Origin of the sequence: Sulfuricaulis sp. (assembly GCF_024653915.1) — a bacterium.
GTDB lineage: Bacteria > Pseudomonadota > Gammaproteobacteria > Acidiferrobacterales > Sulfurifustaceae > Sulfuricaulis.
On the sequence record NZ_JANLGY010000005.1, the window covers coordinates 167,874 to 191,873 of the forward strand.

32 protein-coding genes are annotated in these 24,000 nt (G+C 57.3%); 23 read left to right on the forward strand and 9 right to left on the reverse strand.

Translation table 11 applies throughout. From position 1 onward, the window contains the following. The first annotated feature begins 52 nt into the window (after window positions 1-52). From NUV55_RS03160 to NUV55_RS03180, 5 genes are all read left to right on the forward strand, one after another. Window positions 53-850 (forward strand): hypothetical protein, encoded by a 798-nt coding sequence (locus NUV55_RS03160; protein ID WP_296670321.1) that lies wholly within the window; start codon window positions 53-55, stop codon window positions 848-850. Beyond that, window positions 840-1,592, forward strand: a complete 753-nt coding sequence (locus NUV55_RS03165; protein ID WP_296670323.1) for a hypothetical protein — start codon at window positions 840-842, stop codon at window positions 1,590-1,592. The genes NUV55_RS03160 and NUV55_RS03165 overlap by 11 nt, the downstream gene beginning before the upstream one ends. A gap of 51 nt (window positions 1,593-1,643) precedes the next feature. Beyond that, the gene (locus tag NUV55_RS03170) at window positions 1,644-2,666 is read left to right on the forward strand and encodes a TerC family protein (RefSeq protein ID WP_296670325.1); all 1,023 of its coding nucleotides are present in this window, start codon (window positions 1,644-1,646) and stop codon (window positions 2,664-2,666) included. Window positions 2,667-2,875: 209 nt separating this feature from the next. Next, window positions 2,876-3,385, forward strand: coding sequence for a lipocalin family protein (locus NUV55_RS03175; protein WP_296670326.1), 510 nt, complete (start codon window positions 2,876-2,878; stop codon window positions 3,383-3,385). A gap of 86 nt (window positions 3,386-3,471) precedes the next feature. After that, window positions 3,472-4,014: a hypothetical protein gene (locus tag NUV55_RS03180; protein ID WP_296670328.1), complete on the forward strand. Its 543-nt coding sequence runs from the start codon at window positions 3,472-3,474 to the stop codon at window positions 4,012-4,014. Window positions 4,015-4,088: 74 nt separating this feature from the next. Here the strand turns inward: NUV55_RS03180 and NUV55_RS03185 are convergent, their stop codons facing one another. Next, window positions 4,089-4,337: a hypothetical protein gene (locus tag NUV55_RS03185; RefSeq protein WP_296670329.1), complete on the reverse strand. Its 249-nt coding sequence runs from the start codon at window positions 4,335-4,337 to the stop codon at window positions 4,089-4,091. 227 nt (window positions 4,338-4,564) lie between these two features. Here NUV55_RS03185 and NUV55_RS03190 point away from each other — a divergent pair, with 227 nt between their 5' ends. Further along, a complete protein-coding gene (locus tag NUV55_RS03190; RefSeq protein WP_296670331.1) occupies window positions 4,565-4,807 on the forward strand; it encodes a hypothetical protein in 243 nt (80 codons plus the stop codon). Between the two features lie 235 nt (window positions 4,808-5,042). Next, a complete protein-coding gene (locus tag NUV55_RS03195; RefSeq protein WP_296670333.1) occupies window positions 5,043-6,305 on the forward strand; it encodes a paraquat-inducible protein A in 1,263 nt (420 codons plus the stop codon). Between the two features lie 67 nt (window positions 6,306-6,372). Here the strand turns inward: NUV55_RS03195 and NUV55_RS03200 are convergent, their stop codons facing one another. The 7 genes from NUV55_RS03200 to NUV55_RS03230 all read right to left on the reverse strand — a co-directional run bounded on the left by NUV55_RS03200 (window position 6,373) and on the right by NUV55_RS03230 (window position 10,886). After that, window positions 6,373-6,999, reverse strand: a complete 627-nt coding sequence (locus tag NUV55_RS03200) for a hypothetical protein (protein WP_296670334.1) — start codon at window positions 6,997-6,999, stop codon at window positions 6,373-6,375. Window positions 7,000-7,033: 34 nt separating this feature from the next. Continuing rightward, window positions 7,034-7,300: a HigA family addiction module antitoxin gene (locus tag NUV55_RS03205; protein WP_296670336.1), complete on the reverse strand. Its 267-nt coding sequence runs from the start codon at window positions 7,298-7,300 to the stop codon at window positions 7,034-7,036. Window positions 7,301-7,324: 24 nt separating this feature from the next. Further along, window positions 7,325-7,615 (reverse strand): type II toxin-antitoxin system RelE/ParE family toxin, encoded by a 291-nt coding sequence (locus NUV55_RS03210; protein ID WP_296670338.1) that lies wholly within the window; start codon window positions 7,613-7,615, stop codon window positions 7,325-7,327. Window positions 7,616-7,705: 90 nt separating this feature from the next. After that, window positions 7,706-8,494, reverse strand: coding sequence for an ABC transporter permease (locus NUV55_RS03215; protein ID WP_296670339.1), 789 nt, complete (start codon window positions 8,492-8,494; stop codon window positions 7,706-7,708). Further along, window positions 8,491-9,417: an ABC transporter ATP-binding protein gene (locus NUV55_RS03220; RefSeq protein WP_296670341.1), complete on the reverse strand. Its 927-nt coding sequence runs from the start codon at window positions 9,415-9,417 to the stop codon at window positions 8,491-8,493. Before NUV55_RS03220 ends, NUV55_RS03215 begins: the two co-directional genes overlap by 4 nt. Window positions 9,418-9,430: 13 nt before the next feature. Continuing rightward, window positions 9,431-9,688, reverse strand: a complete 258-nt coding sequence (locus tag NUV55_RS03225; protein WP_296670343.1) for a MoaD/ThiS family protein — start codon at window positions 9,686-9,688, stop codon at window positions 9,431-9,433. 4 nt (window positions 9,689-9,692) lie between these two features. Further along, complete coding sequence (locus tag NUV55_RS03230) at window positions 9,693-10,886, reverse strand: hypothetical protein (protein WP_296670345.1); 1,194 nt, start codon at window positions 10,884-10,886, stop codon at window positions 9,693-9,695. A 271-nt stretch (window positions 10,887-11,157) separates the two neighbouring features. On the opposite strand from NUV55_RS03230, the gene NUV55_RS03235 reads away from it, so the two are divergent. From NUV55_RS03235 to NUV55_RS03265, 7 genes are all read left to right on the forward strand, one after another. Beyond that, complete coding sequence (locus NUV55_RS03235) at window positions 11,158-11,283, forward strand: hypothetical protein (protein ID WP_296670346.1); 126 nt, start codon at window positions 11,158-11,160, stop codon at window positions 11,281-11,283. A 66-nt stretch (window positions 11,284-11,349) separates the two neighbouring features. Beyond that, on the forward strand, window positions 11,350-11,484 hold the full coding sequence (locus NUV55_RS03240) for a hypothetical protein (protein ID WP_296670348.1): 135 nt from the start codon (window positions 11,350-11,352) through the stop codon (window positions 11,482-11,484). Between the two features lie 71 nt (window positions 11,485-11,555). Continuing rightward, window positions 11,556-12,053: a 5-(carboxyamino)imidazole ribonucleotide mutase gene (gene purE / locus NUV55_RS03245; RefSeq protein WP_296670350.1), complete on the forward strand. Its 498-nt coding sequence runs from the start codon at window positions 11,556-11,558 to the stop codon at window positions 12,051-12,053. 144 nt (window positions 12,054-12,197) lie between these two features. Continuing rightward, complete coding sequence (gene pyrC, locus NUV55_RS03250; RefSeq protein ID WP_367280338.1) at window positions 12,198-13,241, forward strand: dihydroorotase; 1,044 nt, start codon at window positions 12,198-12,200, stop codon at window positions 13,239-13,241. After that, window positions 13,238-14,188 carry a Nudix family hydrolase gene (locus NUV55_RS03255; RefSeq protein WP_296670353.1) on the forward strand — a complete coding sequence of 317 codons (951 nt, stop codon included), beginning with the start codon at window positions 13,238-13,240 and terminating at the stop codon, window positions 14,186-14,188. The genes pyrC and NUV55_RS03255 overlap by 4 nt, the downstream gene beginning before the upstream one ends. A gap of 12 nt (window positions 14,189-14,200) precedes the next feature. Continuing rightward, window positions 14,201-14,455, forward strand: coding sequence for a SemiSWEET transporter (locus NUV55_RS03260; RefSeq protein ID WP_296670354.1), 255 nt, complete (start codon window positions 14,201-14,203; stop codon window positions 14,453-14,455). A gap of 73 nt (window positions 14,456-14,528) precedes the next feature. Further along, window positions 14,529-15,416, forward strand: coding sequence for a phosphoribosylaminoimidazolesuccinocarboxamide synthase (locus NUV55_RS03265; protein ID WP_296670356.1), 888 nt, complete (start codon window positions 14,529-14,531; stop codon window positions 15,414-15,416). A gap of 46 nt (window positions 15,417-15,462) precedes the next feature. Here NUV55_RS03265 and NUV55_RS03270 read toward each other — a convergent pair whose 3' ends face one another. Then, a complete protein-coding gene (locus NUV55_RS03270; protein ID WP_296670357.1) occupies window positions 15,463-17,127 on the reverse strand; it encodes an NAD(P)/FAD-dependent oxidoreductase in 1,665 nt (554 codons plus the stop codon). A 160-nt stretch (window positions 17,128-17,287) separates the two neighbouring features. Here NUV55_RS03270 and NUV55_RS03275 point away from each other — a divergent pair, with 160 nt between their 5' ends. The 9 genes from NUV55_RS03275 (at window position 17,288) to NUV55_RS03310 (ending at window position 23,998) form a co-directional block, all read left to right on the forward strand. After that, entirely contained in the window at window positions 17,288-17,656 is a 369-nt protein-coding gene (locus tag NUV55_RS03275) for a hypothetical protein (RefSeq protein WP_296670359.1), read from the forward strand. Between the two features lie 86 nt (window positions 17,657-17,742). Beyond that, a complete protein-coding gene (locus NUV55_RS03280) occupies window positions 17,743-19,569 on the forward strand; it encodes a copper resistance system multicopper oxidase (protein WP_296670361.1) in 1,827 nt (608 codons plus the stop codon). A gap of 29 nt (window positions 19,570-19,598) precedes the next feature. Next, the gene (locus NUV55_RS03285; protein WP_296670362.1) at window positions 19,599-20,573 is read left to right on the forward strand and encodes a copper resistance protein B; all 975 of its coding nucleotides are present in this window, start codon (window positions 19,599-19,601) and stop codon (window positions 20,571-20,573) included. A gap of 42 nt (window positions 20,574-20,615) precedes the next feature. Beyond that, complete coding sequence (locus tag NUV55_RS03290) at window positions 20,616-21,164, forward strand: cytochrome c (protein WP_296670364.1); 549 nt, start codon at window positions 20,616-20,618, stop codon at window positions 21,162-21,164. A gap of 95 nt (window positions 21,165-21,259) precedes the next feature. Then, window positions 21,260-21,778 (forward strand): cytochrome c, encoded by a 519-nt coding sequence (locus NUV55_RS03295; RefSeq protein WP_296670366.1) that lies wholly within the window; start codon window positions 21,260-21,262, stop codon window positions 21,776-21,778. 120 nt (window positions 21,779-21,898) lie between these two features. Further along, entirely contained in the window at window positions 21,899-22,321 is a 423-nt protein-coding gene (locus tag NUV55_RS03300) for a cytochrome c (RefSeq protein ID WP_296670429.1), read from the forward strand. A gap of 261 nt (window positions 22,322-22,582) precedes the next feature. Then, window positions 22,583-22,999 (forward strand): hypothetical protein, encoded by a 417-nt coding sequence (locus NUV55_RS03305; RefSeq protein ID WP_296670367.1) that lies wholly within the window; start codon window positions 22,583-22,585, stop codon window positions 22,997-22,999. A 162-nt stretch (window positions 23,000-23,161) separates the two neighbouring features. Continuing rightward, on the forward strand, window positions 23,162-23,494 hold the full coding sequence (locus NUV55_RS13765) for a MerR family DNA-binding transcriptional regulator (protein ID WP_367280339.1): 333 nt from the start codon (window positions 23,162-23,164) through the stop codon (window positions 23,492-23,494). Window positions 23,495-23,497: 3 nt separating this feature from the next. Further along, window positions 23,498-23,998 carry a hypothetical protein gene (locus tag NUV55_RS03310; RefSeq protein ID WP_296670368.1) on the forward strand — a complete coding sequence of 167 codons (501 nt, stop codon included), beginning with the start codon at window positions 23,498-23,500 and terminating at the stop codon, window positions 23,996-23,998. Window positions 23,999-24,000: the final 2 nt, after the last annotated feature.

Below are 24,000 nucleotides of genomic sequence, written 5' to 3' on the forward strand. Positions count from 1 at the left end.
ATTTTGCCGCCTCGTCTGACCAGACGACCACTCGAGATTTCCGACCCTAGCAATGCCATTCGAATCCGGCCATGTCGATTTACTCCTTCAGTACGTCCTGCTGCTCGCCGGGGCGAAAGACAAGCAAGCCGACCGTCAGCTCGGCCCGATTCACCTGATCAAGTATGTTTATCTGGCCGACCTGGTCTATGCTCGGCGCAATCAGGGAAAAATCTTTACCAACGCCCCTTGGCAGTTCGACAAGTTCGGCCCCTGGTCCCAAGAGGTGCACGAACGTATCGAGCCGGCGCTCACCGAAATTGGCGCAGTCAAAAAAACACTCCCCGGCAAAACCGGGGACAAGGACGATTCGATGCGTTGGTCCTTGAGAGAAGACCGATTATTACAGGAAAGGGAATGGAAACTTCCAACCGATATCACTCTGTACATGAAGCGTTTTGTCGACCGGTTTGGACAGGATATACCCGGCCTGCTGGATCACGTCTATAGCACCAAGCCGATGCTGTCGGCCGCACCGAATGAGCCTCTGGACTTTTCCCTGGCGGTAGAAGAGGCGCCAAGCGCAGAGCCTGAAGCGCGACCTTTGATGATGGACAACCTCTCCGAGAAGAGAAAGAAAAAATTAAAAGAAAGGATGCAGGCGCTGCAAGAGAAACAAAAAAGCCGCAAACCAAAAGCGCTCAGGCTGGTACCCCTGGTAAAAAATCCCCGGGTCGACAAGGCTTACGAAGAGGGTATCGCCTGGCTTGACGTTCTTGCTGGACAGCCATTAACACCTGGCGAAAAAACAGCCGAATTTTCGGACGAAGTATGGCAATCATCTACCAGAAAGGGCGGCAATGTTTCCTGACGACTGCATTCAATCGATTATTGGATCCGCCAATTGGTGGACCAAGAACAATGAGAAAAAACTCTGTCGGGGTGCGTTGATCATTGCCTTCGCGCCCCACGTGGACCAGGTTCCTTATGCGCTGGAGCCAGTAGGACGAACGGACGCCAGTCGGCATGACAGCGCCATCCTTCGAGTGGTCCCCCTCAGCGTCAATCAGCCGCCCGGGAAAACCGATCTGCCCGTCGCTGCCATGCCGCATTCAGACGGGGAGGTTTGGGCAGCCTATCGGGCCAAGAAGCGACCCTGTCTGGTCATTGGTTCCACTAATCCAGCGGTAGACCAGGCGCTGACCGGGGGAATGCCGAAGAATTCCACCTCACCCACGGTATTGGTGGCGCCTTATTATGGCGTGGACAAAGATAGTCGGCGCGCGGGTTATCAGCCCGATTTCGTCGAACGCGTCCGGCATTGCGAATATCCTCAATTCGTTTGGGATCGCCTGCCGATTGGTGGCGGTCCCGACGAGTCGATTCTCCGGCTGGATCACCTGCAGCCGATCGGCGCGCTCAACAATTCGTACAAACTATCCGAGTTCAAACTCAGCGATGATGCGCTCAAGATCATCGATGAATTGGTTCATTGGCTGATTTGGGGAAAAGTTGATGCGGACGGTTTAATTGCGTTGTATCGACAAGAAATCGAAGCCACATTCGCTTCAAAGGCGGATGTCGGCGCAAACGTGCCGAGCCTGCCGGTATGATCCGCGCACGAATCGCCGGCTGAACCCTTTCTAACTAACGGACTCCTTAACATGATGAGTATCGGCACACCGCTGATGTGGATGCTGTTCGCGGCCTTCGTGGTCGTGGCGCTGCTGGTCGATTTCCTCGCCATGAACAAGCAGGGCGCGCACAAGGTCTCGATGGGCGAGGCCGCGGTATGGTCGCTGATCTGGGTCGCGGTGTCGTTCGTGTTCGTCGGCCTGCTGTGGTGGTACCTCGGCGGCCTGGGCGGCGACGAAGCAGCGCGTGGCATGGCCAACGTCAAGGCGCTTGAGTTCGTCACCGGCTACCTCGTCGAGAAGGCGCTGGCGGTGGACAACATCTTCGTGTTCCTGCTGGTGTTCACCTATTTCGCGGTGCCGGGGGAATTCCAGAAGCGCGTGCTGATGGTCGGCATCCTCGGTGCGCTGGTATTGCGCGCGCTCATGATCTTCGGCGGCGCCTGGCTGATCGCACGCTTTGACTGGGTGCTGTACCTGTTCGGCGCGTTCCTGGTGTTCACCGGCATCAAGATGTGGTGGGCCGCCGGGCAAGAGCCGGATCTGGAATCGAACCCGGCGCTGAAGTGGATCCGCCGTCACATGCGCATATCGCCGGACCTGGACGGCGAGAAGTTCTTCACACGCCTCGACGGCGCCAGAGTGGCCACGCCGCTGTTCGTGGTGATCCTGCTGATCGGGATTGTCGATGTCGTGTTCGCCGTGGATTCCATCCCGGCGATTTTCGCGATCACCACCGACCCGTTCATCGTCCTGACATCGAATGTCTTCGCCATCCTCGGCCTGCGCGCGATGTACTTCCTGCTCGCCGGCATGCACGAGAAATTTCATCTGCTCAGCTACGGCCTGGCGATTGTGCTGATCCTGATCGGCGGCAAGATGCTGCTGGTCGACATTTATCATGTCCCGGTGGCCTGGTCACTGGTGGCCACGGTCGTCGTGCTGGCCGCGACCATGGTGCTGTCGCTCTACATCCCGGTCAAGGGTTACACGGGCAGTGCTTACCCCTTCAAGGCCAAGCACGACAAGGGCGGGGACAAGGCGAAGAAATAGGACTTATCCCAAAAATTGGTTCCCTCCCCCTTGACGGGGGGTGCGCCGCGGATCGGCGCGCCCTGGGTGGGAAACAGGGTGGGGGTGAGAAATTCCACCGGAAAATTCGGTGTCGTGCCAAACCTCATTTCCCCCTCCCCCTAACCCCCTCCCGCGAGGGGAGGGGGAAATAATTTTGAGGCAGCCTCTTGATCGGAGTCAGCTCAGTAATGAAAAAATTATTCATGGTTCTCACCTTGCTCCTCACCGCCTGCGTCGGCATCCCCAAAGGCGTCCAGCCCGTCGGGAATTTCAAACTCGACCGCTACCTCGGCAAGTGGTACGAAATCGCGCGGCGGGATCATCGTTTCGAACGCGGCCTCAGCCGGATAACGGCCGAGTACAGCCTGCGCGACGATGGCGGCGTGCGGGTGCTGAACCGCGGCTATTCCGCGGAAGACAAGGAATGGAAAGAAGCCGAGGGCAAGGCCTATTTCGTGGAAGGTGCCGACAAGGGTTATCTGAAGGTTTCCTTCTTCTGGTTGTTTTACGGGTCCTATGTCGTGTTCGAGCTCGACCACGAGCATTATCAATACGCGCTGGTGTCCGGCCCCGACAAATCCTATTTATGGATTCTGTCCCGCACCCCGGAAATGAAACCGGACGTCAAAGACAAACTTATTGCCAAGGCGAATGCCTTGGGTTTTGATACCAGCAAGCTGATATTCGTGGATCATTAATACTTCTCCGCTAATAGTGTCCGTTAAAGTTTGGGAAGTCTGAAAGCAAAAACAATGGCAGCCGTGCAGCGAACGAGAAACAGAATATGCGCAAAGTAGCGTTTCTGGTGGTGTTGGTTGGAATACTGGGTGTCATTCTCCAGTACAACTACGCGACTCCCGGTGAAAGCATCGTCGACAGGCTGAGAGCGAAAGCGGTCGTTCTGGATTTCGATCAGCTGAACCAGGAAGCGACCCCGGCGCAGATCCAGGATTCATGGCACCATCTGCATTATACCTGCACTCCCGAGTATGGCCCGCTCGGTAATCATGTCTGTTGGGCGCCGATTTCCGATTTCAATACGGTTGAAGCGCGTATCATCGCGTTTTTCTTCCGTGACGGGCATTTATCCGTCGTGCGAGTGTCCTTTGCGCCCGAAAATCATCCAGAGATTTTTTCCTTGCTGGAGAAGCGCTTTGGTGATCACCGGGTGTTCGGAGCGAATCGGGATTCGTACGGGAACAACATCGTCGGCTGGATACGCCCAGCGGGTGTCGTGGCCGTGAACGATCAGGTGGGGCCGAAACAGGAGGCTCTCATGCTTTGGTTATCCCGCGACCAGGTGCTCAAGAAGGGGCTTGGCATCTAGGGACCGGAAGATGAGGCGGTAACACGAGCAGACCAATAGGGTCAGGCTCGATTGAGCGATTGTTGTCTCAGACCCTAACTTTCCGATTTCACAGCCAGAACCGTCACTTCCCCCGTTCGCAGATTGACCCGGAAGGATTTCCGCACGAACAGGAATCGACTGGTTTCCGCGCGGTATACATCGGCATCCGCGGTGGGATGCAACACGATCCAGTCGCTCGGGGACTTGGCGCTGACGTAACCGCTGCGCGCGTCGTCGAATACGGGGAGGCGGATGCGGCGTTCCTGGCCGCCGCGCGTGACGATCAGGTATTCGCGATGCAAAAACTGGGTCAGAGAGGGATTGTTTCTAATATTTAGAGTTAATTGCTCTCTGAGCCGGTTTTCGCGTTCGATTTTCCACCGATTTTCCAATGTTCGACAGCGCACGGACTCCCCCAGCGAATCCCCCTACTCTTGCACAATCATATCAAGCGCTGATATCTCGCCACACCAGATCCTCCATGACAGTCCATGGCCCCTCACTCCCCAATCACATGAAAGGCATCATCATGAAAAATTCAGTACTCTTAATTGCGCTCGTCACCGCGCTCGGCCTGACCGCCTGCGAAAAACGCACCGTGGTCAACACGACTCCGGCAGTCGTTACCGTACCAGGCCCTGCAGGTCCGCAAGGTGCCACCGGTTCGAAAGGTGTGACGGGCAGTCAAGGCTACACCGGTAACACCGGCGATACCGGCAAAACCGGCGGTGACACCATCGTGGTAGTACCGCCACCCGCGGCGGAGAAATAATTGGGGACACGCTAACAAGAGAGTTAGGGCCCACCAATCGGGGTCAGGTCACAGATTCTGCATATATACGCGAAATCTGTGACCTGACCCCATTTTTTCACAAGATGGAAATGCCCAGCGCCATAAGAAGCCAGTTAAAATAAGCTCCTTTTCAGAACACTTTTATCTTCAAGCGGTGCCATAAAGAAACAAATTCGAAACTTTTTCTCTGGTTGCTACGACAAAGACATGTCCGATGAAACCGCTCAATTCGATCCTGTCCCTAATCATCGTTATCGCCCTGGTTATTTTATGTCAGCAAATTATTTCAAATTCAATCGCCAATCAAAAAAACAAAAAAGATTATGCTGAACTCAACAATGTCAAATACGGTTTTCTCAGTGTTGATGAATGGAAAACAAGAATTATTCCGATTGTGGAAGATGAAATCATTAAGCTGCATCTGTCTAAGGAAAATGAGCGGGTACTCAAAAAACATATCGAATCTCTGCTGAATACGCTCTTTGACAAGATCGACAAAAAAATCAGAGAAGGGAACGCCGACACCTTAAAGGGCAGGACCGCACAATCCTTTATAGACACTTTTATCAAGCCGGATGATATTAAAAAAGGCATTCCTGAATATGCGGATGCCGTCATTCTTGAGATAAAAAAACCGGAAACCAAACGTCAGATAAAGGGTGTACTGAACGAACAGCTTCAACAGTATGCTGACAAAACCTTCGATACACGGGATACTTCTGTACTGAACGACATCCTTTGGAGAACCAATTCTCAAAATATCGAAAGTGCGCGGATCAAGATCGATAGCGACATTTCAACTTTGAAGGACCGGATCGATAAGGAAACACTCCTGTTAATCACTCTGGGGGTGATGCTTTTCGCGATGTTTGGATTTAGCAAGCAACCCCTGTGCCCGTCTCAATACATGCTCCTCATGTTGTCGCTCATTGTTTTGCTGATCGCGGGCGTAGCCACGCCCATGATCGACATGGAAGCGACAATCCCGCAGTTGAGTTTGGAATTGATGGGGCAATCTATCCGTTTTGAGAACCAGGTATTATATTTCCAGAGCAAGAGCATTCTGGATGTATTTTGGATAATGATCACGCATAAGGCTATGCAGATGAAATTGGTGGGCGCCTTGCTGGTGACCTTCAGTATTATATTCCCCGTGTTAAAACTACTCTCCACATTGGGACATTATTATAATTATCGCCATGCAAGAAAAAACCCGGTGATTAAGTTTTTTGTCTTTAACTCCGGAAAATGGTCCATGGCAGATGTCATGGTGATTGCCATATTTATGGCTTATGTCGGGTTTAATGAGATTATTACCCACGAGTTCGGTAAATTAAAATCAGCGGGCCAGGAGCAAGAGCTGATGCTCATAACGACGAACGCCACATCCCTCCAGCCGGGGTTTTACCTGTTTCTCACTTACACCTTGTTAGCGTTATTTTTGTCAGGATTTCTGGCCAGAAAACCTCAGGCGTAAAGCGTTCGACTGCTGTTAAGTAGCATCAATAGGGTCAGACTCGATTGAGCGATTGTTGTCTCAGGTCCTAACTTTCCGATTTCGAAGCCAGAACCGCCACTTCCCCCGTTCGCAGATTTACCCGGAAGGATTTCCGGACGAACAGGAACCGGCCGGTTTCCGCGCGGAATACATCGGCGTCCTCGGTGGGATGCAGCACGATCCAGTCGCCCGGGGACTTGGCGCTGACGTAACCGCTGCGCGCGTCGTCGAATACCGGCAGGCGGATGCGGCGTTCCTGGCCGCCGCGCGTGACGACCAGATATTCGCGGTGGGTGACGGTGCCCGGATTATGCAGCTCCAGGCGGTAGGTCAGGTTCTGGCCATTGGCGTTGAGCGTCGCGGTGCCGCTGGTTTCAACTTCCGCCGAAGTGAAAGACGGGAACCATTCGCCGTAGGCTTTGTGATGGGTCTTCCCCACATACCAGCCTGAACCGAGAATAATCGCCACGAGTACCACGGCGAGCCATTCGTTGTCTTTCCAGTACGCGATAACAGCGACGATCACGGTGGCAATAGCGCTGAGAGCCAGGGTCGTCGCGATGACCGATTCCCCGAGCGCCAGTCCTTCGCGAAACCAGTCCGACAGGTAACCCATCGCCGCCGCGACGGCGGCGACATAGAGCAGGGTGATGACGACGACGAATTTCCGCATGCAAGCTTGGCGCTGCGATTTTTCGCCGTTGAGCTTATGCCGCCTTGCGGCGCTTCATGGCTTGATCGAGGTCATATGTTGCCTGCAAATTCATCCAGAGCTTCGCGGAGGTACCCAACGCCTTGGCCAGGTCCAACGCCGCTTCGGCCGTAATGCCGCGCTTGCCCTTGATGAGTTCGTTCAGACGCGCGCGGGTCCAGCCCAGTTTCTTGGCAAACGCCAACTGGGTGATGCCCGCGGGATTGAGAAACTCCTCCAGGAGGATTTCGCCGGGGTGAAACGGATTCTTGGGCTGTTTCATGATTAAGGACTCCTGCGCGCGCGATTAGTGATAATCGACAACTTGAACATCTTTGGCGTTGCCACCCTCCCACCGGAACAGAATGCGCCACTGGTCGTTGATCCGGATCGAGTAGTAACCAGCGAGTCGTCCTTTCTTTGGCTCCAACCGGTTTCCGGGCGGAGTTCGCAGGTCCATGAGTTCGGCGGCATCATGCAGGTACAACAGTTTGCGTCGTGCGACCCGTTTCAGCTCGGGAGAAAAGTGGCGCACCTCTTTCGAGGCTCTGTCAAAGAACAAATCTTCGGCAAGCCGATTGCCAAAACTCTCGATCATTGTTCTGATGTTATCATATATCGATAACTTTGCAAGTCGTGATTTCTTGTGAAGCTGCTTGCTGGAAGTTCAACGAAGTTCGAAGGTTACTCAGCTTTTTAACCGATAGCCGGTCCGGAAGATCAGCCACACCAGCCCGAGGCAGAGCAGGAAGAAAATCGACGTCGCTGCCAGGCTGATGCCCACACCCACGTCGGCGCTGCCGTAGAAACTCCAGCGGAAACCGCTGATGACGTAGACGATCGGGTTGAACAGGCTGAATGTGCGCCAAGCTCCCGGCAACATGTCGATCGAATAGAACACGCCGCCGAGGAAGGTCAGGGGCGTGAGGATCAGCATCGGCACGAACTGGAGCTGTTCGAAGCCCTTGGCCCAGATGCCGACGCAGAAGCCGAACAGGCTGAAGGTGACGGCGACCAGCAGCAGAAACCCGACCATCCAGAACGGGTGCATGATATGGATCGGCACGAACAGGTTCGCGGTCGCGAGGATGATCAGCCCGATCAGGATCGATTTGGTCGCCGCCGCGCCGACGTAGGCGAGCACGATCTCGAACGCCGATACCGGCGCGGACAGGATCTCGTAGATAGTGCCCGTGAACCGTGGCATGTGGATGCCGAAGGAGGCGTTGCTCACGCTCTCGGTGAACAGCGACAGCATGATCAACCCCGGCACGATGAAGGAGCCGTAGTGGATGCCGTCGACATCGCCCATGCGTGAGCCGATGGCGGCGCCGAATACGACGAAGTAAAGCGAGGTGGTGATCACCGGCGTCACCAAGCTCTGCCAGATGGTGCGCTTGAAGCGGGCCATTTCGAACTTGTAAATGGCGAGAATCGCGTGGTAATTGAATTTCAGGGTTTGGGTCGTGGTGTTCATTGGCGTTCGGATACCAGGCTGACGAAGATATCTTCGAGAGAGCTTTCACGCGTGTTGAGGTCCTTGAAGACGATGCCCAGTTCGCTCAGGCGCCGTAACAACGACGGGATGGTCGTATGTTCCTTGCTCGAATCGAAAGTGAATTCCAGATCGCTGCCGCCGTTGTTCAGCGTCAGGCCCCAATCGCTCAGGCCCGCCGGGATTTCTGCCAGTGGTTCCTGCAAGTGCAGCGTGAGCTGTTTCTTGCCGAGTTTTTTCATGAGCGCGATCTTGGTCTCGACCAGGATCAGCCTGCCCTTGCTGATCACGCCGATGCGATCGGCCATTTCCTCGGCCTCGGCGATGTAGTGCGTGGTGAGAATAACGGTGACGCCGCCGTCGCGCAGACGCCGCACCAGCGCCCACATGTCGCGGCGCAGCTCCACGTCCACGCCGGCGGTCGGCTCGTCGAGAAACAGCACCTCTGGCTCATGCGCCAGCGCCTTGGCGATCAGCACGCGCCGCTTCATGCCGCCCGAGAGCGTCATGATCTTGTCGTGGCGCTTGTTCCACAGCGACAGGTCGCGCAGCACCTGTTCGAGATGGGCCGGGTTCGGCGGCAGCCCGAACAGGCCGCGGCTGAAATTCATCGTCGCCCACGGGGTCTCGAACATGTCGGTATACAGTTCTTGCGGCACCAACCCGATCTTGGCGCGCGCCGCGCGGTAGTCGCTGAGAATATCGTGGCCGTCGACGCGCACACTGCCCGAGGTCGGTGTACTGATGCCGCAGACCACGCTGATGAGCGTGGTCTTGCCTGCGCCGTTCGGCCCGAGCAGCGCGAAGATCTCGCCCCGGCGGATGTCGAGGTCGACGTCCGCGAGCGCCACGAGCCCCGAGGCGTAGGTCTTGTTGAGCTTGGCGATGGAAATGACGGCGGTCATGGGCGTGCTGACTTTACCCGCCGCTTAAGGCCTGTACCAGCGCCACGGAATCGGTCGGTCGCAGCGACTGCCTGATATTGAAAGTCTGTTCACCGTTGACGAAGAAGCGCATGTGCGGGCGCATCTTGTTCTGCTCGTCGATTACGCGGAATCGCAGTCCGGGATATTGACGGTCGAGATCGGCGAGCAGCTCCATGAGTGTGGCGCCGCTGGCTTCGACCTCAGGCACTTTGGTGTAGGACAGCAGCGGCGTGGGAATCAGCACTTTCATCGGTTCAGCCGATTTCTGCGGCCTCCACCGCGTAAATCTCGGGAAGGTGCTGCGCGATGCATTCCCAGCGCTTGCCTTCGTCGCGGCTCATCCACAACTCCCCGCTCGTGGTTCCAAAATACAGTCCCACGGGATTTTGCGCGTCCGCGGTCATGGACTGGCGCTTCACCGTCCACCACGCCTGATTCTTGGGCAGGCCGGCATCGAGACGTTGCCAGGTCTTGCCGGCGTTCCGCGTCACGTACGCGGCGGGCTTGCCTTCCGGACTCGTGCGTGGCCACACAGTCGTGCCATCCATGGGAAACACCCACGCGGTGTCGGCATCGCGCGGATGCACCACCATGGGAAAGCCGACATCGCCAACCTGTTTCGGCATTTGTTTGCCGATGCGCGTCCACTCCTGCGACGGCCGGTCGAGCCGGTAAATGCCGCAGTGGTTTTGTTGATACAGGCGGTCCGGATTGCTCGGGCACATCTGCACGCAATGCGGGTCGTGGACGGCGATATTAGCGGGATCGAAACCCTCGACGACGTTCAGCCCTTTCACCAGCGTCGTGAAGCTGCGGCCGCGGTCAAATGTTTCGTGCACGCCGCCGCCTGACATGGCGAGATAAAGATGCGCCGGGTCGCGCGGGTCGACGATGATCGAGTGCAGTTTCGGCCCATCCGGCGTGCCGTCCTGCTCGCTGCCCATCCAGGAACGGAACTGGGGGTCGTCGTTGATGATGGAGAACGGCTCCCAGGTGTCGCCGCCATCGTCGGAGCGGAACAAACCCTGCGGCGACGTGCCCGCGTACCACGCCTTCGGCTCGTTCGCATGGCACGGTGTAAGCCAGAACGTGTGTTTCACCGAGCGGCCGTTCGGCGCCTGGGCAAACGCGGGCGGCTTCGTGGCCTCCTTCCAGGTTTTCCCGAGATCCGTGGAACGGAAAATGGTCGGACCAAGGTGGCCGGTGCTCGCCGCCGCCAGCAGCGTGCGCCCGTCGCGCGGATCGGGCACGAGGTGATTGATGATCTGGCCGAGAAAGTGCGGCCCGTCGACGCGCCAGGTCTTGCGTTTCGCATCGCCGTGAAACAGCCACGCGCCCTTGCGCGTGGCGACCAGCACCACCACCCCGCGCGCTGCGCGCGGGGCAGATTTGGTTCGGACAACAGGCTTTTTCGTTCGGGACGGTGATTTCTTGTCAGCGCGCGCCATGTATCGATTCTCCTCCGTGACAGGTTTCAGTACTCCGCCAGCAAAGCATGTCGCGCCGACCATGCGAAATCAAGCCTCGGGGGTGTAGGCTTATTACAGATTCTGACGAACGAAGACCGGGAGACTACCAATGGAACTCAAGGGATCACGCCACTGCGGGAGTGTTAAATTCACCGTCCAGCCGCTACACCCGTATCCGTCCCGTATCCGTTGAATCTTTGCTACTGCTCGATATGCCGCCGTCTCCGAAAGAGCTGCGCCTCGGGATCCGGTGACTACGCTGAGATCGAAGGCAAGCTGGGTGCCGGTACTCGTCGGCCCGCGCGACAAGAAGTTTGATGAGTACCCGGAGGAATCTATCGCGGAGTGGCACCAGCGCTTAAAGTTGGAGCGCTGACTCACGGTACATAGTTTCAGGAATATAAGAGCAAGTCTCGAATTGTACGGCACGGCATTGTGTACAATGCACGCGTTTCCTTTGAAGTTCGCCGCGGAGGTCATCCGCGCCGGGCACCCGGTGCTCGCCGCCAAGATACAGCTGCGCACCGCCGTGCTTGATTGGCGTTCTCGTACACTGGAAACGATTGCCGCTGCCTAGCGAGTGGAGGCATGGTATTCTATGGCTGTCTGCAAACAGCTGTGGACAAGCAAGAATAAGGAGATATTCGAATGAGCAGTAATCCGCGTGTGGCGGTAATCATGGGTTCCCAGAGCGACTGGGAAGTGATGCAGACTGCCGTGAAAATGCTTAAAGATTTTGGCGTCAGCTGCGAGGCCAAAGTGATGTCGGCGCATCGTACGCCCGAACTTGTCGCGGAGTACGTCCGCGCCGCGCCTACACGCGGCACGAAATGCATCATCGCCGCCGCCGGTGGCGCCGCGCACCTAGCCGGCGTGGTGGCGGCGCACACAACCCTGCCGGTGCTGGGTGTGCCGATGCCTAGCAAGCACTTGCAGGGCATGGATTCGTTGCTCTCGACGGTACAAATGCCCAAGGGCATACCGGTGGCGACCTTCGCGATTGGTGACGCCGGTGCGGGCAACGCGGCGCTGTTCGCCGTGGCCATGCTTGCGCTCGAAGATGCCGTGCTGGCGCGCAAGCTCACCGAGTTCCGTAACAAGCAGGCCGACGCGATCAAGGCCACCAAGCTCCCGGACGTCTCTTGACCCAGTCTAACAAAATGAAATGGACAGGATTAACAGGATTTACAGGATTAAAACGAAAATCCGGAAATCTTTTTTTTGATTTTTTAATTCCTAATCTTGTTAATCCTGTAAATCCTGTCTGATTTTTCTTTTTTGTCAGAGCCTCTGATGCAGCTCACGCTGACACGCCCGGACGACTGGCACCTGCACTTGCGCGACGGTGCGGCCTTGCGCGCGGTGCTACCGCACACGGCGCAGCGTTTCGCGCGCGCCATTGTCATGCCCAACCTGAAGGCGCCGGTCACCACCGTTACCCAGGCGCTGGCTTACCGCGAACGCATTCTGGCGGCGTTGCCTCCCGGCGCGCGTTTCGAGCCGCTCATGACTCTCTACCTCACTGATCGCACCACGCCGGAAGAAATCGCCACCGCGAAAAAAAGCGGGTTCGTGCACGCGGTCAAATATTATCCGGCCGGCGCCACCACCAACTCGGAGAACGGCGTTACCGATCTGTCCCGCTGCCGCGCGGTGTTTACCGCGATGGAAGAGCACGACCTGCCGCTGCTGCTGCACGGCGAAGTCACCGACCCGACGGTGGACGTTTTCGACCGCGAGCAGGTATTCATCGAACGTCACCTCGGCCCGCTCGTGCGTGACTTTCCGAAACTTCGCATCGTGCTCGAGCATGTCACCACGCGCCAGGCGGTCGATTTTGTCGCGCAGGCGCCAGCCAATGTGGCGGCCACCATTACCGTGCATCACCTGCTACACAACCGCAGTGCCATGTTCCAGGGCGGAGTGCGGCCGCATTACTACTGCCTGCCGGTGCTGAAGCGTGAGGAACACCGTCTGGCACTGATCAAGGCGGCCACCAGCGGTAGTCCAAAATTCTTTCTTGGCACCGACAGCGCGCCACATGCGCGCCATGCCAAGGAATCGAGTTGCGGCTGCGCCGGCATCTATACGGCGCATGCCGCGCTCGAATTGTATGCGGAAGCATTCGAAGCCGCCGGCGCACTGAAACAGCTTGAAGCCTTTACCAGTCATTTTGGCGCTGATTATTACCGTCTGCCGCGCAACCGTGACAGCATCACGCTGATGAAGGAGTCGTGGTCGGTGCCGAAAGAACTGGAATTCGGTGATGACACCCTGGTGCCGTTGCGTGCCGGCGGGACCGTCGCCTGGAAACTGGCAACGAAGCCGTCGTGATCGCCGTGGCGGAACTCCGGCAGGTGCTCGATGTTGCTGTTGCCGTCATTCAGCGCGAAGACGGACGTGTGCTGCTGGCGCAGCGCCCGGCTGGCAAACCGTGGGAAGGTTACTGGGAATTTCCCGGTGGAAAAATCGAGAGCGGCGAAAGCGCCGACCAGGCGCTGGCGCGCGAGCTGCACGAAGAACTCGGCGTCGATCTCGACCGCGTGTATCCGTGGGTGACACAGGAATACGCTTACCCGGAGAAGCGGGTACGGCTACATTTTTACCGCGTGCTGGCGTGGCATGGCCAGCCACACGGGCGTGAAGGGCAGGGCATGTCATGGGAGAATCCTGCGGCGATCAATATCGGTCCCTTGCTGCCAGCGAACGACAAGGTGTTGCGCGCGTTGTCTTTGCCTTCAGTTTACGCGATCACGAATGCCAGGAAATACGGCGAGGTAGAATTCATGCAACGGCTGAAAGCCGCGCTCGAAAAAGGCGTGCGGCTTATTCAGGTGCGAGAGCACGAAATGCCACCGGAGCAACTCGAATCATTCTCACGCCGCGTGGTAACGTTGGCCCACGAGTATGATGCCAGGGTACTTATTAATAGTGATGAGACGCTGGCCCGGCGCTGCGGCGCCGATGGTGTGCACTTGCCCAGCGAACATCTGATGCGCTTGAAACAACGCCCGGGAACACGAATATGGGCCGCTTCCTGCCACGACGCCGCCGAGCTGGCGCAGGCGGCCCGGCTTTCGGCCGATTTTGTCGTGCTGTCACCGGTATTGCCGACACTGACCCATCCTGACGCTGCCGGCATGGGTTGGGGAAAGTTTGCCGGTTTTGTGAATAATTATCCGCTGCCGGTCTACGCGCTCGGCGGCATGAAACGCGAATTGCTCGACACCGCCATGAAGCATGGGGCGCATGGCGTCAGCCTCTTGAGCGGTATCTGGTAAGGAGAAAAAACCATGGAATCCACCAACACCCTGGGCCTGATTGCCGGCGCGCTGACCACCGTCGCCTTCATTCCCCAGGTGGTGAAAATCTGGAAATCCAAGCACACCCTGGACATCTCATTGGGCATGTTTGCGATTTTCAGCGTGGGTGTGTTCCTGTGGCTGCTGTACGGTATCCAGCTCGGCGCCTTGCCGCTCATTCTGTCCAACAGCATCACGCTGGTATTGTCGCTGACAATTCTGTTTTTCAAGCTCAAATACAAATAAATCTTCGGGATTGAGTCGGTTTTCCGAAGCCGATAGCATTAATCTGAAATTGCAACATAGTCTGGAGTGGATCATGCCGGAAACGCTATATCAATCTGACATCAAGAGCCTGCGGCTGCGCAATCGCGGCAAGGTGCGTGATATTTACGATGTCGACGACAAGCATCTGCTCATCGTCACCACCGATCGCTTGTCCGCTTTCGACGTGGTGCTGCCCGATCCCATCCCCGGCAAGGGCGCGCTGCTGACCGCCATGTCGAATTTCTGGTTCGCGCGCACGCGCGCGACCATTCCCAACCAGCTGACCGACACGCCGCTCGAAAAGATCCTCAAGGATCCCGCTGAGCGCAAGCAGGTGGAAGGCCGCGCGACCCTGGTGAAGAAGCTCAAGCCGCTGCCGGTGGAGGCGATCGTGCGCGGTTATATCGTCGGCAGCGGCTGGAAGGAATACAAAACTTCGGGTACGGTTTGCGGTATCCAGCTGCCCGCCGGGCTGAAAGAGGCCGACCGCCTGCCGGAGCCGATCTTCACACCGTCCACCAAGGCGGACATCGGGCAACACGATGAGAACATCAGCTTCGACACAGCCGCGGAGCTTCTGGGCAAGGACATGGCGGAGAAAGTGAAAAACGCGAGCCTCACCATCTATAAGGAATGCGCCGCCTATGCGCTCACGCGCGGTATCATCATTGCCGACACCAAGTTTGAGTTCGGTCTGGACGAGAAGGGCACGCTCACGCTGATCGATGAAGTGCTGACGCCCGACTCATCGCGCTTCTGGCCCGCGGATTTGTACAAACCCGGTGCCAACCCGCCGAGCTACGACAAGCAATACGTGCGCGACTACCTGGAAAGCATCAACTGGAACAAGAAGCCACCGGCACCCAAGCTGCCGCCGGAAGTGATCGCCAAAACGGCGGAGAAATACCGCGAAGCGCTCACGCGTCTGACCGGCAGTTAGAGACGGCGCACACACCGAGTTAGAGCATACAGAGGAGTACGCTTCTCTATTCCACCTTTGTTTGCGCGATTTTATGTGCCACCGCCTCGGCAGCCTTCATCCCATCGACGGCGGCGGAGATGATCCCGCCGGCAAAGCCCGCGCCTTCGCCGGCGGGATATAAGCCAATGGTATTCACGCTCTCGAAATTATCTTTCCGCGCGATCCGGATCGGTGAAGAGGTGCGCGTCTCGACCCCGGTGAGCACGGCATCCTGCATGGCGAAGCCCCGGAGGGATTTTTCGAACACCGGAATAGCCTCGCGTATGGCGCTAATGGCGTAATCCGGCAGTGCCGTGCTCAGGTCAGTCCAGGTGACGCCCGGTGTGTATGAAGGGATCACCGAACCCGGCGCGGTCGAAGGCTTGCCAGCAAGGAAATCGCCCACGAGCTGAGCCGGCGCGTTGTAATTCATCCCGCCTAATTCAAATGCCTTTTCTTCCAGCTGCCGCTGCAGAGCGATGCCCGCGAGCGGATGGTCGCTGCCGAAATCCGCCGGCGTGATGCCGACGACGATGCCGGCGTTGGCGTTGCGTTCGTTGCGCGAGTAATGGCTCATGCCGTTGGTGACCACGCGCCCTTCCTCCGAGCTGGCTGCGACGACTTGTCCACCCGGGCACATGCAGAAGCTATAAACGTCACGGCCGTTTTTGCCGTGATGGACAAGATTGTAATCGGCCGCACCTAAAATCGGATTGCCCGCATGTTTTCCCAGGCGGCAGACGTCAATCATGTGCTGTGGGTGTTCGATGCGAAAGCCGATGGAAAACGGCTTCGGTTCGATATGGACTCCTCGTCTATGGAGCCTTTCAAAGGTATCACGTGCGCTGTGACCGACGGCGAGGATGACATGGTCAGTGACGATAACTTCGCCGTTAACAAGCGTTATCCCGTGCACCGCGGCCGCTCTCGGCATCCTGCCTCCCGCGGCACTTGTACGTCCCTGTACATCGCCGTCTCCAATAGTGATATCCGTGACGTGAGAGTCAAAACGAATTTCGCCCCCGAGTTTGATAATCATTTCCCGGAGTTTCTCCACGACTTTGACCAACCGCAGCGTACCAATGTGCGGCTTGCTGATGTAGAGAATTTCATCTGGTGCTCCTGCGTCCACGAAATCCTTGAGGATCTGGCGCATATGATGTCCCCGATCCTTGATGCCGGTGTATAGCTTGCCGTCGGAGAAGGTGCCGGCGCCGCCCTCGCCGAATTGCACGTTGGATTCCGGGTTCAAGCGACCCTCGCGCCAGAAGTCCCACACATCTTTGGTGCGCTCACGCACGTTCTTGCCACGTTCGAGGATGATGGGCTTGAAGCCCATGCGCGCGAGCGACAGCCCGGCGAATATCCCGCACGGGCCGGTGCCGATGACCACCGGCCGCATTTTGTTATTTGTGGGAGCCTGTACCGGGTAACGGTAGATTTCATCCGGCGCGCGCGCGAGATGTCGGCTGCCATGAAAACGCTTGAGCAGTGCGGCTTCGTCTTTGACCTCGACATCGAGGGTGTAGACGAACAGGACCTCACCGGATTGGCGCGCGTCGTAGCCGCGCCGGCGCATGCGATAGTCCAGCAATTCCGGCTCGGGTATTCCCAGCATGCGCAGGATCGCGGCTTTAAGCTCGTCCTCGCGGTGGTTGAGGCCGAGTTTCACTTCTGTCAGACGCAACATGAGAATTGAGGAAAGATCGCAGACAGTCGGGTTGAATAGGTTTGCGCCATTATGGCACACCAGTGTTGGGGCCTTGACGAAACTAACCGGTTGATCCACGGACTAAGCTAGACAATTTTGCGGCTTTTTACCCCCCGATGAATTCTGTTAAAGTAGTTCCATGTCTCATGTGAAAGGATTTTCGCGCGTCATTTCCATGTTACTGGCAATAGCGCTGGTGTGGGCGCCCGCGTTGCCTTCTTTTGCCATGATGATCAAGGCCGGTGATGCCCATGCTGTTCACGCCACCCATGACGGCAACCACGGGAACGTGTCGGACACTGCTACAGCAAAGCAGACGCCCTGCACCCAACATGATTCCTGCGACGGCCAATGTTGTGCTTTCTGCGCACAATGCTTCGGCGCTGTTTCCATGATTCTCCCGGACGAAGCCCAGCCTCATCCGGTGCAATCATCGATTCTGAGTGAGCTCCACCCCCGTCTTCTGGTCACGTCTCCTGATCGACCACCGCGTATTCTTTCCCTCTGATTATCCGTTGTTGCTGACGCCGTGAGCGTCGCGTCGCCACAGGCGACGTACCCAATATTTCAATTCATGCATTGCGGGAGAGTGTTATGTCTACACGTCGAAATTTTCTGACCATGCCGAATCTGCCGCGTCGGCGGTTTCTCCGTGGTCTCGCCGCGGGTGGTGTTCTGATGGGACTGTCGCCTTGGCTCAAGCCGGAGTGGGCGCACGCGGCCGATACTGCCACGGGCAGCGCCCCGGTACTCACCGGCACCGAGTTCGATCTCACGATCGCGGAAACGCCGGTCAATTTCACCGGCACGCCGCGCATGGCCACCACCATCAATGGTTCGATTCCGGGACCCGTGTTGCGCTGGCGACAGGGCGATACCGTCACGCTCCGGGTCACCAACCGGCTGGCCGTGGATACATCCATACACTGGCACGGCATCCTGCTGCCGTTCCAGATGGATGGTGTGCCGGGTATCAGCTTCCCGGGCATTCGGCCCGGCGAGACCTTCACCTATCGCTTCAGGGTCGTGCAGTCCGGGACCTATTGGTATCACTCCCACTCCGGTATGCAGGAGCAGACCGGCATGTACGGCGCCGTCATCATCGATCCGCCCGGCAAGGATCCGATCCACGCTGATCGCGAGTACGTGGTGCAGCTGTCCGACTGGACCGACGAACACCCGATGCGGGTGCTCAGCAAGCTAAAGATGCAGAGCGACTATTACAATTTCAACCAGCCGACGACGGCTGAGTTTTTTCGTGACGTGTCCCAGGACGGCGTATCGGCCGCGCTGGCGAAGCGGCGCATGTGGAACCAGATGCGCATGAACCCGACCGATCTGGCTGACATATCCGCCTACAGTTACACCTATCTCATGAACGGCGTCACGCCGGCCGGTAACTGGACCGGCCTGTTCCGCCCGGGCGAGAAAGTGCGGCTGCGTTTCATCAATTCCGGCGCCATGACGTTTTTCGACGTGCGCATCCCTGGCCTCAAGATGACGGTGGTGCAGGCCGATGGCCAGAACGTCGATCCGGTCACGGTCGATGAAATCCGCCTCGGGGTGGCCGAGACCTACGATGTGATCGTCACACCCAAAGACGACGCGTACACAATCTTTGCCCAATCCATGGATCGCACCGGGCATGCCCTCGGCACCCTGGCCGTGCGCGCCGGCATGACGGCCGCTGTGCCGGCCATGGACAAGCCTGAGCCACTCACCATGGGAGACATGATGGGTGACATGGGCGGCGGTACGGGCGGAATGGATCACAGCGCTGCACAGGGACGTGCGAGTGCCGCGGGAGGCGGGACGCCGGGAGCGGCCGCTCACGGTGGCATGGCCATGGATCACAGCCAGCACGCCATAGGTGGCGGGATGGCCATGGGTGCCGGCACTGTACGTGTGCGCCATGCCAAGTCCGAGTACGGTCCCAGCGTCGATATGCGCGTGGACACGCCGCGCACCAACCTCGATGACCCGGGCATCGGCCTGCGCAACAACGGCCGGCGCGTGCTCACCTACGCCGAACTGCACACCATCGGCGGTCCGCTCGATAAGCGCAAAGCCGAGCGGGAGATCGAGCTGCACCTCACCGGCAACATGGAGCGCTATTCATGGTCGTTCGACGGACTGGAGTTCGGCCGGTCCACGCCGGTGCATTTCCGCCACGGCGAGCAGCTGCGCGTGATCCTGGTCAACGACACCATGATGACCCATCCGATGCACATGCACGGCATGTGGAGCGAGCTGGAGAGTCCCGACGGACGCTTTCAGGTACGCAAGCACACCATCAATGTGCAGCCGGCGCAGCGCGTGAGCTTCCTCGTCACCGCCGACGCCCTCGGCCGCTGGGCCTGGCATTGTCATCTGTTGCTGCACATGGATGCCGGCATGTTCCGTGAAATCGTCGTGGCTTGATGCGGCGCAACCGAATAACGGAGAATGAAATGATGAATAGCAAATATATTTTTATCGCCGCCGCGACGGTGTTCTGGATGTCCAGCGCCTGGGCGCAGGAACCGGCAACGCCGGCGATGCCGGAAATGGATCACAGTCAGATGGACCACAGCGATGTACAGGGACGTACAAGTGTCGCGGAAGACAGGATGTCGGGAGCGACCAAGATGGGTCATGGTCCCGTGTCAGAATCGACGCCACAGGTGGACCATGACATGGGCAGCATGGATCACGGGTCCATGCAGGGAGGTTCGCCGCCTCCCGATGCGCGCGATCCGCATGCCTATTCCGGGGGTTATACCCTCCCTCCGGACCGGCCGTTGCGGATGGCGGACGAGCACAATTTTGGATCGCTAATGATTGATCGTCTTGAAAGAGTGCGCACGCGTGACAATTCGTCCACGGTCTATGACTTGCAGGCTTGGTACGGCCGGACTTATGACCGCGTCGTACTCAAGGCCGAAGGCGATGTAGATGACGGAAAACTCCAGGATGCGCACACGCAAATGCTGTGGGGGCACGCGATCTCGGCTTACTGGGACACGCAGCTGGGTGTACGCCATGACAGTGGCGAAGAGCCAAGCCGGACCTGGCTCGCTTTCGGCGTTCAGGGTTTGGCTCCCTACTGGTTTGAAATGGACATCACCGGTTACGTCGGTGAGCATGGACGCACGGCGCTGAGCATCGAGGCGGAATACGAGTTGTTGTTGACACAAAAGCTTATTCTGCAACCGCGCGTCGAGGCCAATTTCTTCGGCAAGCGCGATGCCGAGCGCGAAACCGGTTCCGGGCTGTCCGACCTAGCGGCCGGCGTGCGTTTGCGTTACGAAATCAGGCGTGAGTTGGCACCTTATATAGGTATTGAACGGAGCAGCAAGTTCGGCGGCACTGCCGATTTTGTCCGCGCGGAAGGAAAGCAGGCGAAGGAAACACGGGTTGTGGCCGGCCTGCGCTTCTGGTTCTGAAAAGAGGCATGTAACTATTTTTTCATTTCAAGGAGCAATGTAATGACACGAGTGAATACAAATGTTTTTCGCCAGGCGATATTGTTGTGGCCGCTAATCGTTTTGCCATCGGTCGCGCTCGCCGATGCCGAACATGACGCAAAGAAAGCGCCGGCAGCGATGGAAAACATGGACCACGGTAAGATGCAAATGGATGGCCAGGGTGATATGGCTGCCATGCACGGTCACTGGATGGCGCCGGAAGAGGCGGCCAAGCGGCCCAATCCGGTGAAGGCCAATAACGCCTCGCGGGCGCGCGGCAAGAAATTATTCGCGGCGAATTGCGCCAGTTGTCATGGCCGCGCGGCACGCGGCGACGGTCCTGCGGGCGCGGCGCTCAATCCCAAACCGGCCGATTTGACGGTCATGGCCGGGCTGCATCCGGACGGGGACTTCGCCTGGAAGATCGCCGAGGGCCGTGGCGCCATGCCAGCCTGGAAAAAAATTCTAAGCGAAAAACAGATTTGGGACGTCGTGAACTATCTGCAAAAAGGCTTGCCTCGACCCGGTGACGACTCTCATTCGCACGAAACCAGGGGCCACCGTCATTAAGGGGAAGTCTTCAAGCACGACATATCAAAATGAAATTCATCATTACATGTTTTGTCTGACAAACAGCGAGACGATCATCTCGAAGGGGCTCAAGCATGAATAAATTTCTATTAAAGGCAACGTTATTGTCTGCGGTACTGTTGATATCAGCCTGTAGTGAACAGAAGTCCACATCGTCGGCGGCGTCAAAGCCAGATACCGGACCGGCTGAAGTGCTTACACCGCTGCCCAAGCCAGTGTCCGTCGGTCGCAACCAGGATTTTTCCACGATGATGCGCGGCGCCAAGCTCTATCAGGAAAACTGTGCTGTTTGTCACGGGCCCCAGGCAGAGGGCGCGCCGAACTGGCAGCGCAAGGGCCCGGACGGCAAGTTGCTCCCCCCGCCTCTCAACGGCGCCGGCCATGCCTGGCATCATCCGGGCACCTGGATTCGCGACATGATCAAGCAGGGATCCGTCAATCGCGGCGGTAATATGCCCTCATGGGATGGCAAGCTCAGCGATGACGACATCGAGGCTGTGATTGTCTGGATCCAGTCGCGCTGGCCAGATGAGATTTATCAAAGCTGGCTGGCAATGGACGAGAAAGCGCGCCAAGGCGCTGGCAACCGGTAACCCCGTTTAATTCCCGGACAGTTTTATTTTCTTTATCGATGGCACGGATTATGATTAGCGCTGGTCAACAACCTGCTTTCCCGACGGATGCGATTGACGACAGGGATGATCTTGGCGCTGATGATGGTCAGTGCCTGCGGCAAGCAGGAATCGGAAACGCCGTCCCAAAAGAACACTGCTTCGCTCGATCGACCATTTTCGACGGAGAGTTTGTTTCGCGGAGTTCGGTTGTTTCAGGAACATTGCGCCCTATGCCATGGACCCGAGGCACAGGGCCACCCTGACTGGCAAAACTCCAAAGTGGCGGCGGCGCCACCGCTCAACGGGACTGGCAACGAATGGAAGCGTCGCAAACACGACATGATCACCTTCATCAAGAACGGCGCGAAGCGCAACGGTGAACCCGTGATGCCGGCGTGGAAGGGTCGTCTGACTGATCAGGAAATCGAGGACATCATCACTTGGTACCAGGCGTTGTGGCCCGCAGATGTGTATGAGCGCTGGCGCAAGGCAAATTTGGCCGGATCGGCGCCGAAAGGCTGACAGCGTCATTTGATTAATTCGATAAGGTAATAACAATGCAAATTGCCATCTGGATCATCATCATTTTGCTCATTGCCGCGCTGATCAAGTACCTCCTGAGAGATGACGGAAAGAAATAGCCGAAGCCACGTAAAACCACTGGCGCTCGATGTTTTGTTTATTGATATTTGTCAAAGATGGCCTGCAGCGAATCAGTAGTATAAGGAAATAAATGCGAACTATTTTCTATCCCGGAAGTCTTTTGGTACAGGGATCAGAAGAATGAAAGGTATCCAATTCAAAAGCTGGTTGACGCGCCGCCATCGCAAGTCGATTGCGCTGGCGCTGGCGGGCTGGATGTCCCTTTCGCTCGTTCTTGCCTTCTGGTCCTGTTGCCATACGCTGGCAGACGAACATCCGCCGGTTGTCAGCATGCAAAGCGGCGATCACAATCATGGCGGCATACCCCATGGCACAGAGGACCCGTGCCGTACCTGGCTGGATACTTCTGACGTCGCGCTTAATACTTCCCCTGATGTCCTGGTTTCAGATTTCAAACTGAAATTCGGGCATGCGGTCTTCGTCGATTCACAGATTTTCTCCGCCGTAGTGCTTTCAGTCCCTGACCGACAGCTGTACCACGCTTCTCCGCCCGATTCGTTACCACTTTATCTGCGTCTGCAACATCTGCTGATCTGAGTTCTTTGCCGATCGCGGCGAGGGTAAGCCGCGCCCGGAGGAGAACACAAGTCTGACTGTCTCCTTTCCTGTCGCGGTGAATTTCCCACGTCCCGGTCCGTGTGTGGCGATGTATTCACGCAGTTCGGCGTGGTTCACAGCAAAGAGAGGTCAAGTGTCATGATGACGGTCAATCAGCTTTCCAAACGCAGCGGCATTGCGCCGCATGTGGTGCGTTATTACTCGCGTATCGGCCTGCTCACTACGACACGACATCCCGAAAACGACTCTCGATCAGTTTGTATCGTAACGTCGTCAGAGTCTGCGCACCAAGGCGCTAGGTACGGCGACGCACAGACATTGAACCCCTGGAATCTTACTCTTGCGCCCCTTGTGCATGCGCGACGATACCGCACGTCTGCGCTTCATCCGTGCTACCCAGGCTCTCGGTTCGCGTTCGAGAAGAAAGGTGCGTCACCTATCGAGTCGGTGGTTGAAGCGAGAATCGAGGCTTGACCTGTGCGTAACGTACATGATCCAGAATGGAAAACATCTGCGTCACTAATCGGGCTTTGGGCGCTTCTGGCGCTGACACTCCATTTACTATGGGAGATCGGGCAACTGCCGTTCTACGCGTTATGGCAAGAAGGAGAAGTATGGCGCATCACGCTTTACGTAATGCATTGCGTGCTGGGCGACGTGATGATCGCCACGCTGACTTATCTGGCTGTGGCGCTGATTTGGCGCCAGGTGAATTGGCCACGGCAACGACTCTGGTCGGGTGGAACGATGCTTATCGTCATGGGGCTTGGATATACCGTGTTCAGTGAGTGGTACAACGTTTATCGCATCGGGTCCTGGGCGTATTCCGATGCCATGCCCCTGATCTTCGGGATCGGAATCACGCCGTTGTTGCAGTGGCTGTTGGTGCCGGGGCTCATGCTCGTGTTGATACAGCGCACTCGAATCGGGTGGAGTTGGCGGAAATCGCCAACCGCCCCTTTATTCATCTTTTTTTAACT

What these genes read in the sequence shown, in the direction of transcription:
- NUV55_RS03265 (WP_296670356.1), top strand. Translation starts at nt 14,529, where the DNA reads ATGCCGGAAACGCTATATCAATCTGACATCAAGAGCCTGCGGCTGCGC.
- NUV55_RS03280 (WP_296670361.1), top strand. Translation starts at nt 17,743, where the DNA reads ATGTCTACACGTCGAAATTTTCTGACCATGCCGAATCTGCCGCGTCGG.
- NUV55_RS03270 (WP_296670357.1), bottom strand. Translation starts at nt 17,127, where the DNA reads ATGTTGCGTCTGACAGAAGTGAAACTCGGCCTCAACCACCGCGAGGAC.
- NUV55_RS03240 (WP_296670348.1), top strand. Translation starts at nt 11,350, where the DNA reads ATGCACGCGTTTCCTTTGAAGTTCGCCGCGGAGGTCATCCGCGCCGGG.
- NUV55_RS03285 (WP_296670362.1), top strand. Translation starts at nt 19,599, where the DNA reads ATGATGAATAGCAAATATATTTTTATCGCCGCCGCGACGGTGTTCTGG.
- NUV55_RS03300 (WP_296670429.1), top strand. Translation starts at nt 21,899, where the DNA reads ATGATGGTCAGTGCCTGCGGCAAGCAGGAATCGGAAACGCCGTCCCAA.
- NUV55_RS03195 (WP_296670333.1), top strand. Translation starts at nt 5,043, where the DNA reads ATGAAACCGCTCAATTCGATCCTGTCCCTAATCATCGTTATCGCCCTG.
- NUV55_RS03220 (WP_296670341.1), bottom strand. Translation starts at nt 9,417, where the DNA reads ATGACCGCCGTCATTTCCATCGCCAAGCTCAACAAGACCTACGCCTCG.
- NUV55_RS03175 (WP_296670326.1), top strand. Translation starts at nt 2,876, where the DNA reads ATGAAAAAATTATTCATGGTTCTCACCTTGCTCCTCACCGCCTGCGTC.
- NUV55_RS03275 (WP_296670359.1), top strand. Translation starts at nt 17,288, where the DNA reads ATGTCTCATGTGAAAGGATTTTCGCGCGTCATTTCCATGTTACTGGCA.
- NUV55_RS03200 (WP_296670334.1), bottom strand. Translation starts at nt 6,999, where the DNA reads ATGCGGAAATTCGTCGTCGTCATCACCCTGCTCTATGTCGCCGCCGTC.
- NUV55_RS03165 (WP_296670323.1), top strand. Translation starts at nt 840, where the DNA reads ATGTTTCCTGACGACTGCATTCAATCGATTATTGGATCCGCCAATTGG.
- NUV55_RS03225 (WP_296670343.1), bottom strand. Translation starts at nt 9,688, where the DNA reads ATGAAAGTGCTGATTCCCACGCCGCTGCTGTCCTACACCAAAGTGCCT.
- NUV55_RS03230 (WP_296670345.1), bottom strand. Translation starts at nt 10,886, where the DNA reads ATGGCGCGCGCTGACAAGAAATCACCGTCCCGAACGAAAAAGCCTGTT.
- NUV55_RS03210 (WP_296670338.1), bottom strand. Translation starts at nt 7,615, where the DNA reads ATGATCGAGAGTTTTGGCAATCGGCTTGCCGAAGATTTGTTCTTTGAC.
- NUV55_RS03260 (WP_296670354.1), top strand. Translation starts at nt 14,201, where the DNA reads ATGGAATCCACCAACACCCTGGGCCTGATTGCCGGCGCGCTGACCACC.
- NUV55_RS03215 (WP_296670339.1), bottom strand. Translation starts at nt 8,494, where the DNA reads ATGAACACCACGACCCAAACCCTGAAATTCAATTACCACGCGATTCTC.
- NUV55_RS03205 (WP_296670336.1), bottom strand. Translation starts at nt 7,300, where the DNA reads ATGAAACAGCCCAAGAATCCGTTTCACCCCGGCGAAATCCTCCTGGAG.
- NUV55_RS03290 (WP_296670364.1), top strand. Translation starts at nt 20,616, where the DNA reads ATGACACGAGTGAATACAAATGTTTTTCGCCAGGCGATATTGTTGTGG.
- NUV55_RS03160 (WP_296670321.1), top strand. Translation starts at nt 53, where the DNA reads ATGCCATTCGAATCCGGCCATGTCGATTTACTCCTTCAGTACGTCCTG.
- NUV55_RS13765 (WP_367280339.1), top strand. Translation starts at nt 23,162, where the DNA reads ATGACGGTCAATCAGCTTTCCAAACGCAGCGGCATTGCGCCGCATGTG.
- purE (WP_296670350.1), top strand. Translation starts at nt 11,556, where the DNA reads ATGAGCAGTAATCCGCGTGTGGCGGTAATCATGGGTTCCCAGAGCGAC.
- NUV55_RS03295 (WP_296670366.1), top strand. Translation starts at nt 21,260, where the DNA reads ATGAATAAATTTCTATTAAAGGCAACGTTATTGTCTGCGGTACTGTTG.
- NUV55_RS03170 (WP_296670325.1), top strand. Translation starts at nt 1,644, where the DNA reads ATGATGAGTATCGGCACACCGCTGATGTGGATGCTGTTCGCGGCCTTC.
- NUV55_RS03180 (WP_296670328.1), top strand. Translation starts at nt 3,472, where the DNA reads ATGCGCAAAGTAGCGTTTCTGGTGGTGTTGGTTGGAATACTGGGTGTC.
- NUV55_RS03305 (WP_296670367.1), top strand. Translation starts at nt 22,583, where the DNA reads ATGAAAGGTATCCAATTCAAAAGCTGGTTGACGCGCCGCCATCGCAAG.
- NUV55_RS03190 (WP_296670331.1), top strand. Translation starts at nt 4,565, where the DNA reads ATGAAAAATTCAGTACTCTTAATTGCGCTCGTCACCGCGCTCGGCCTG.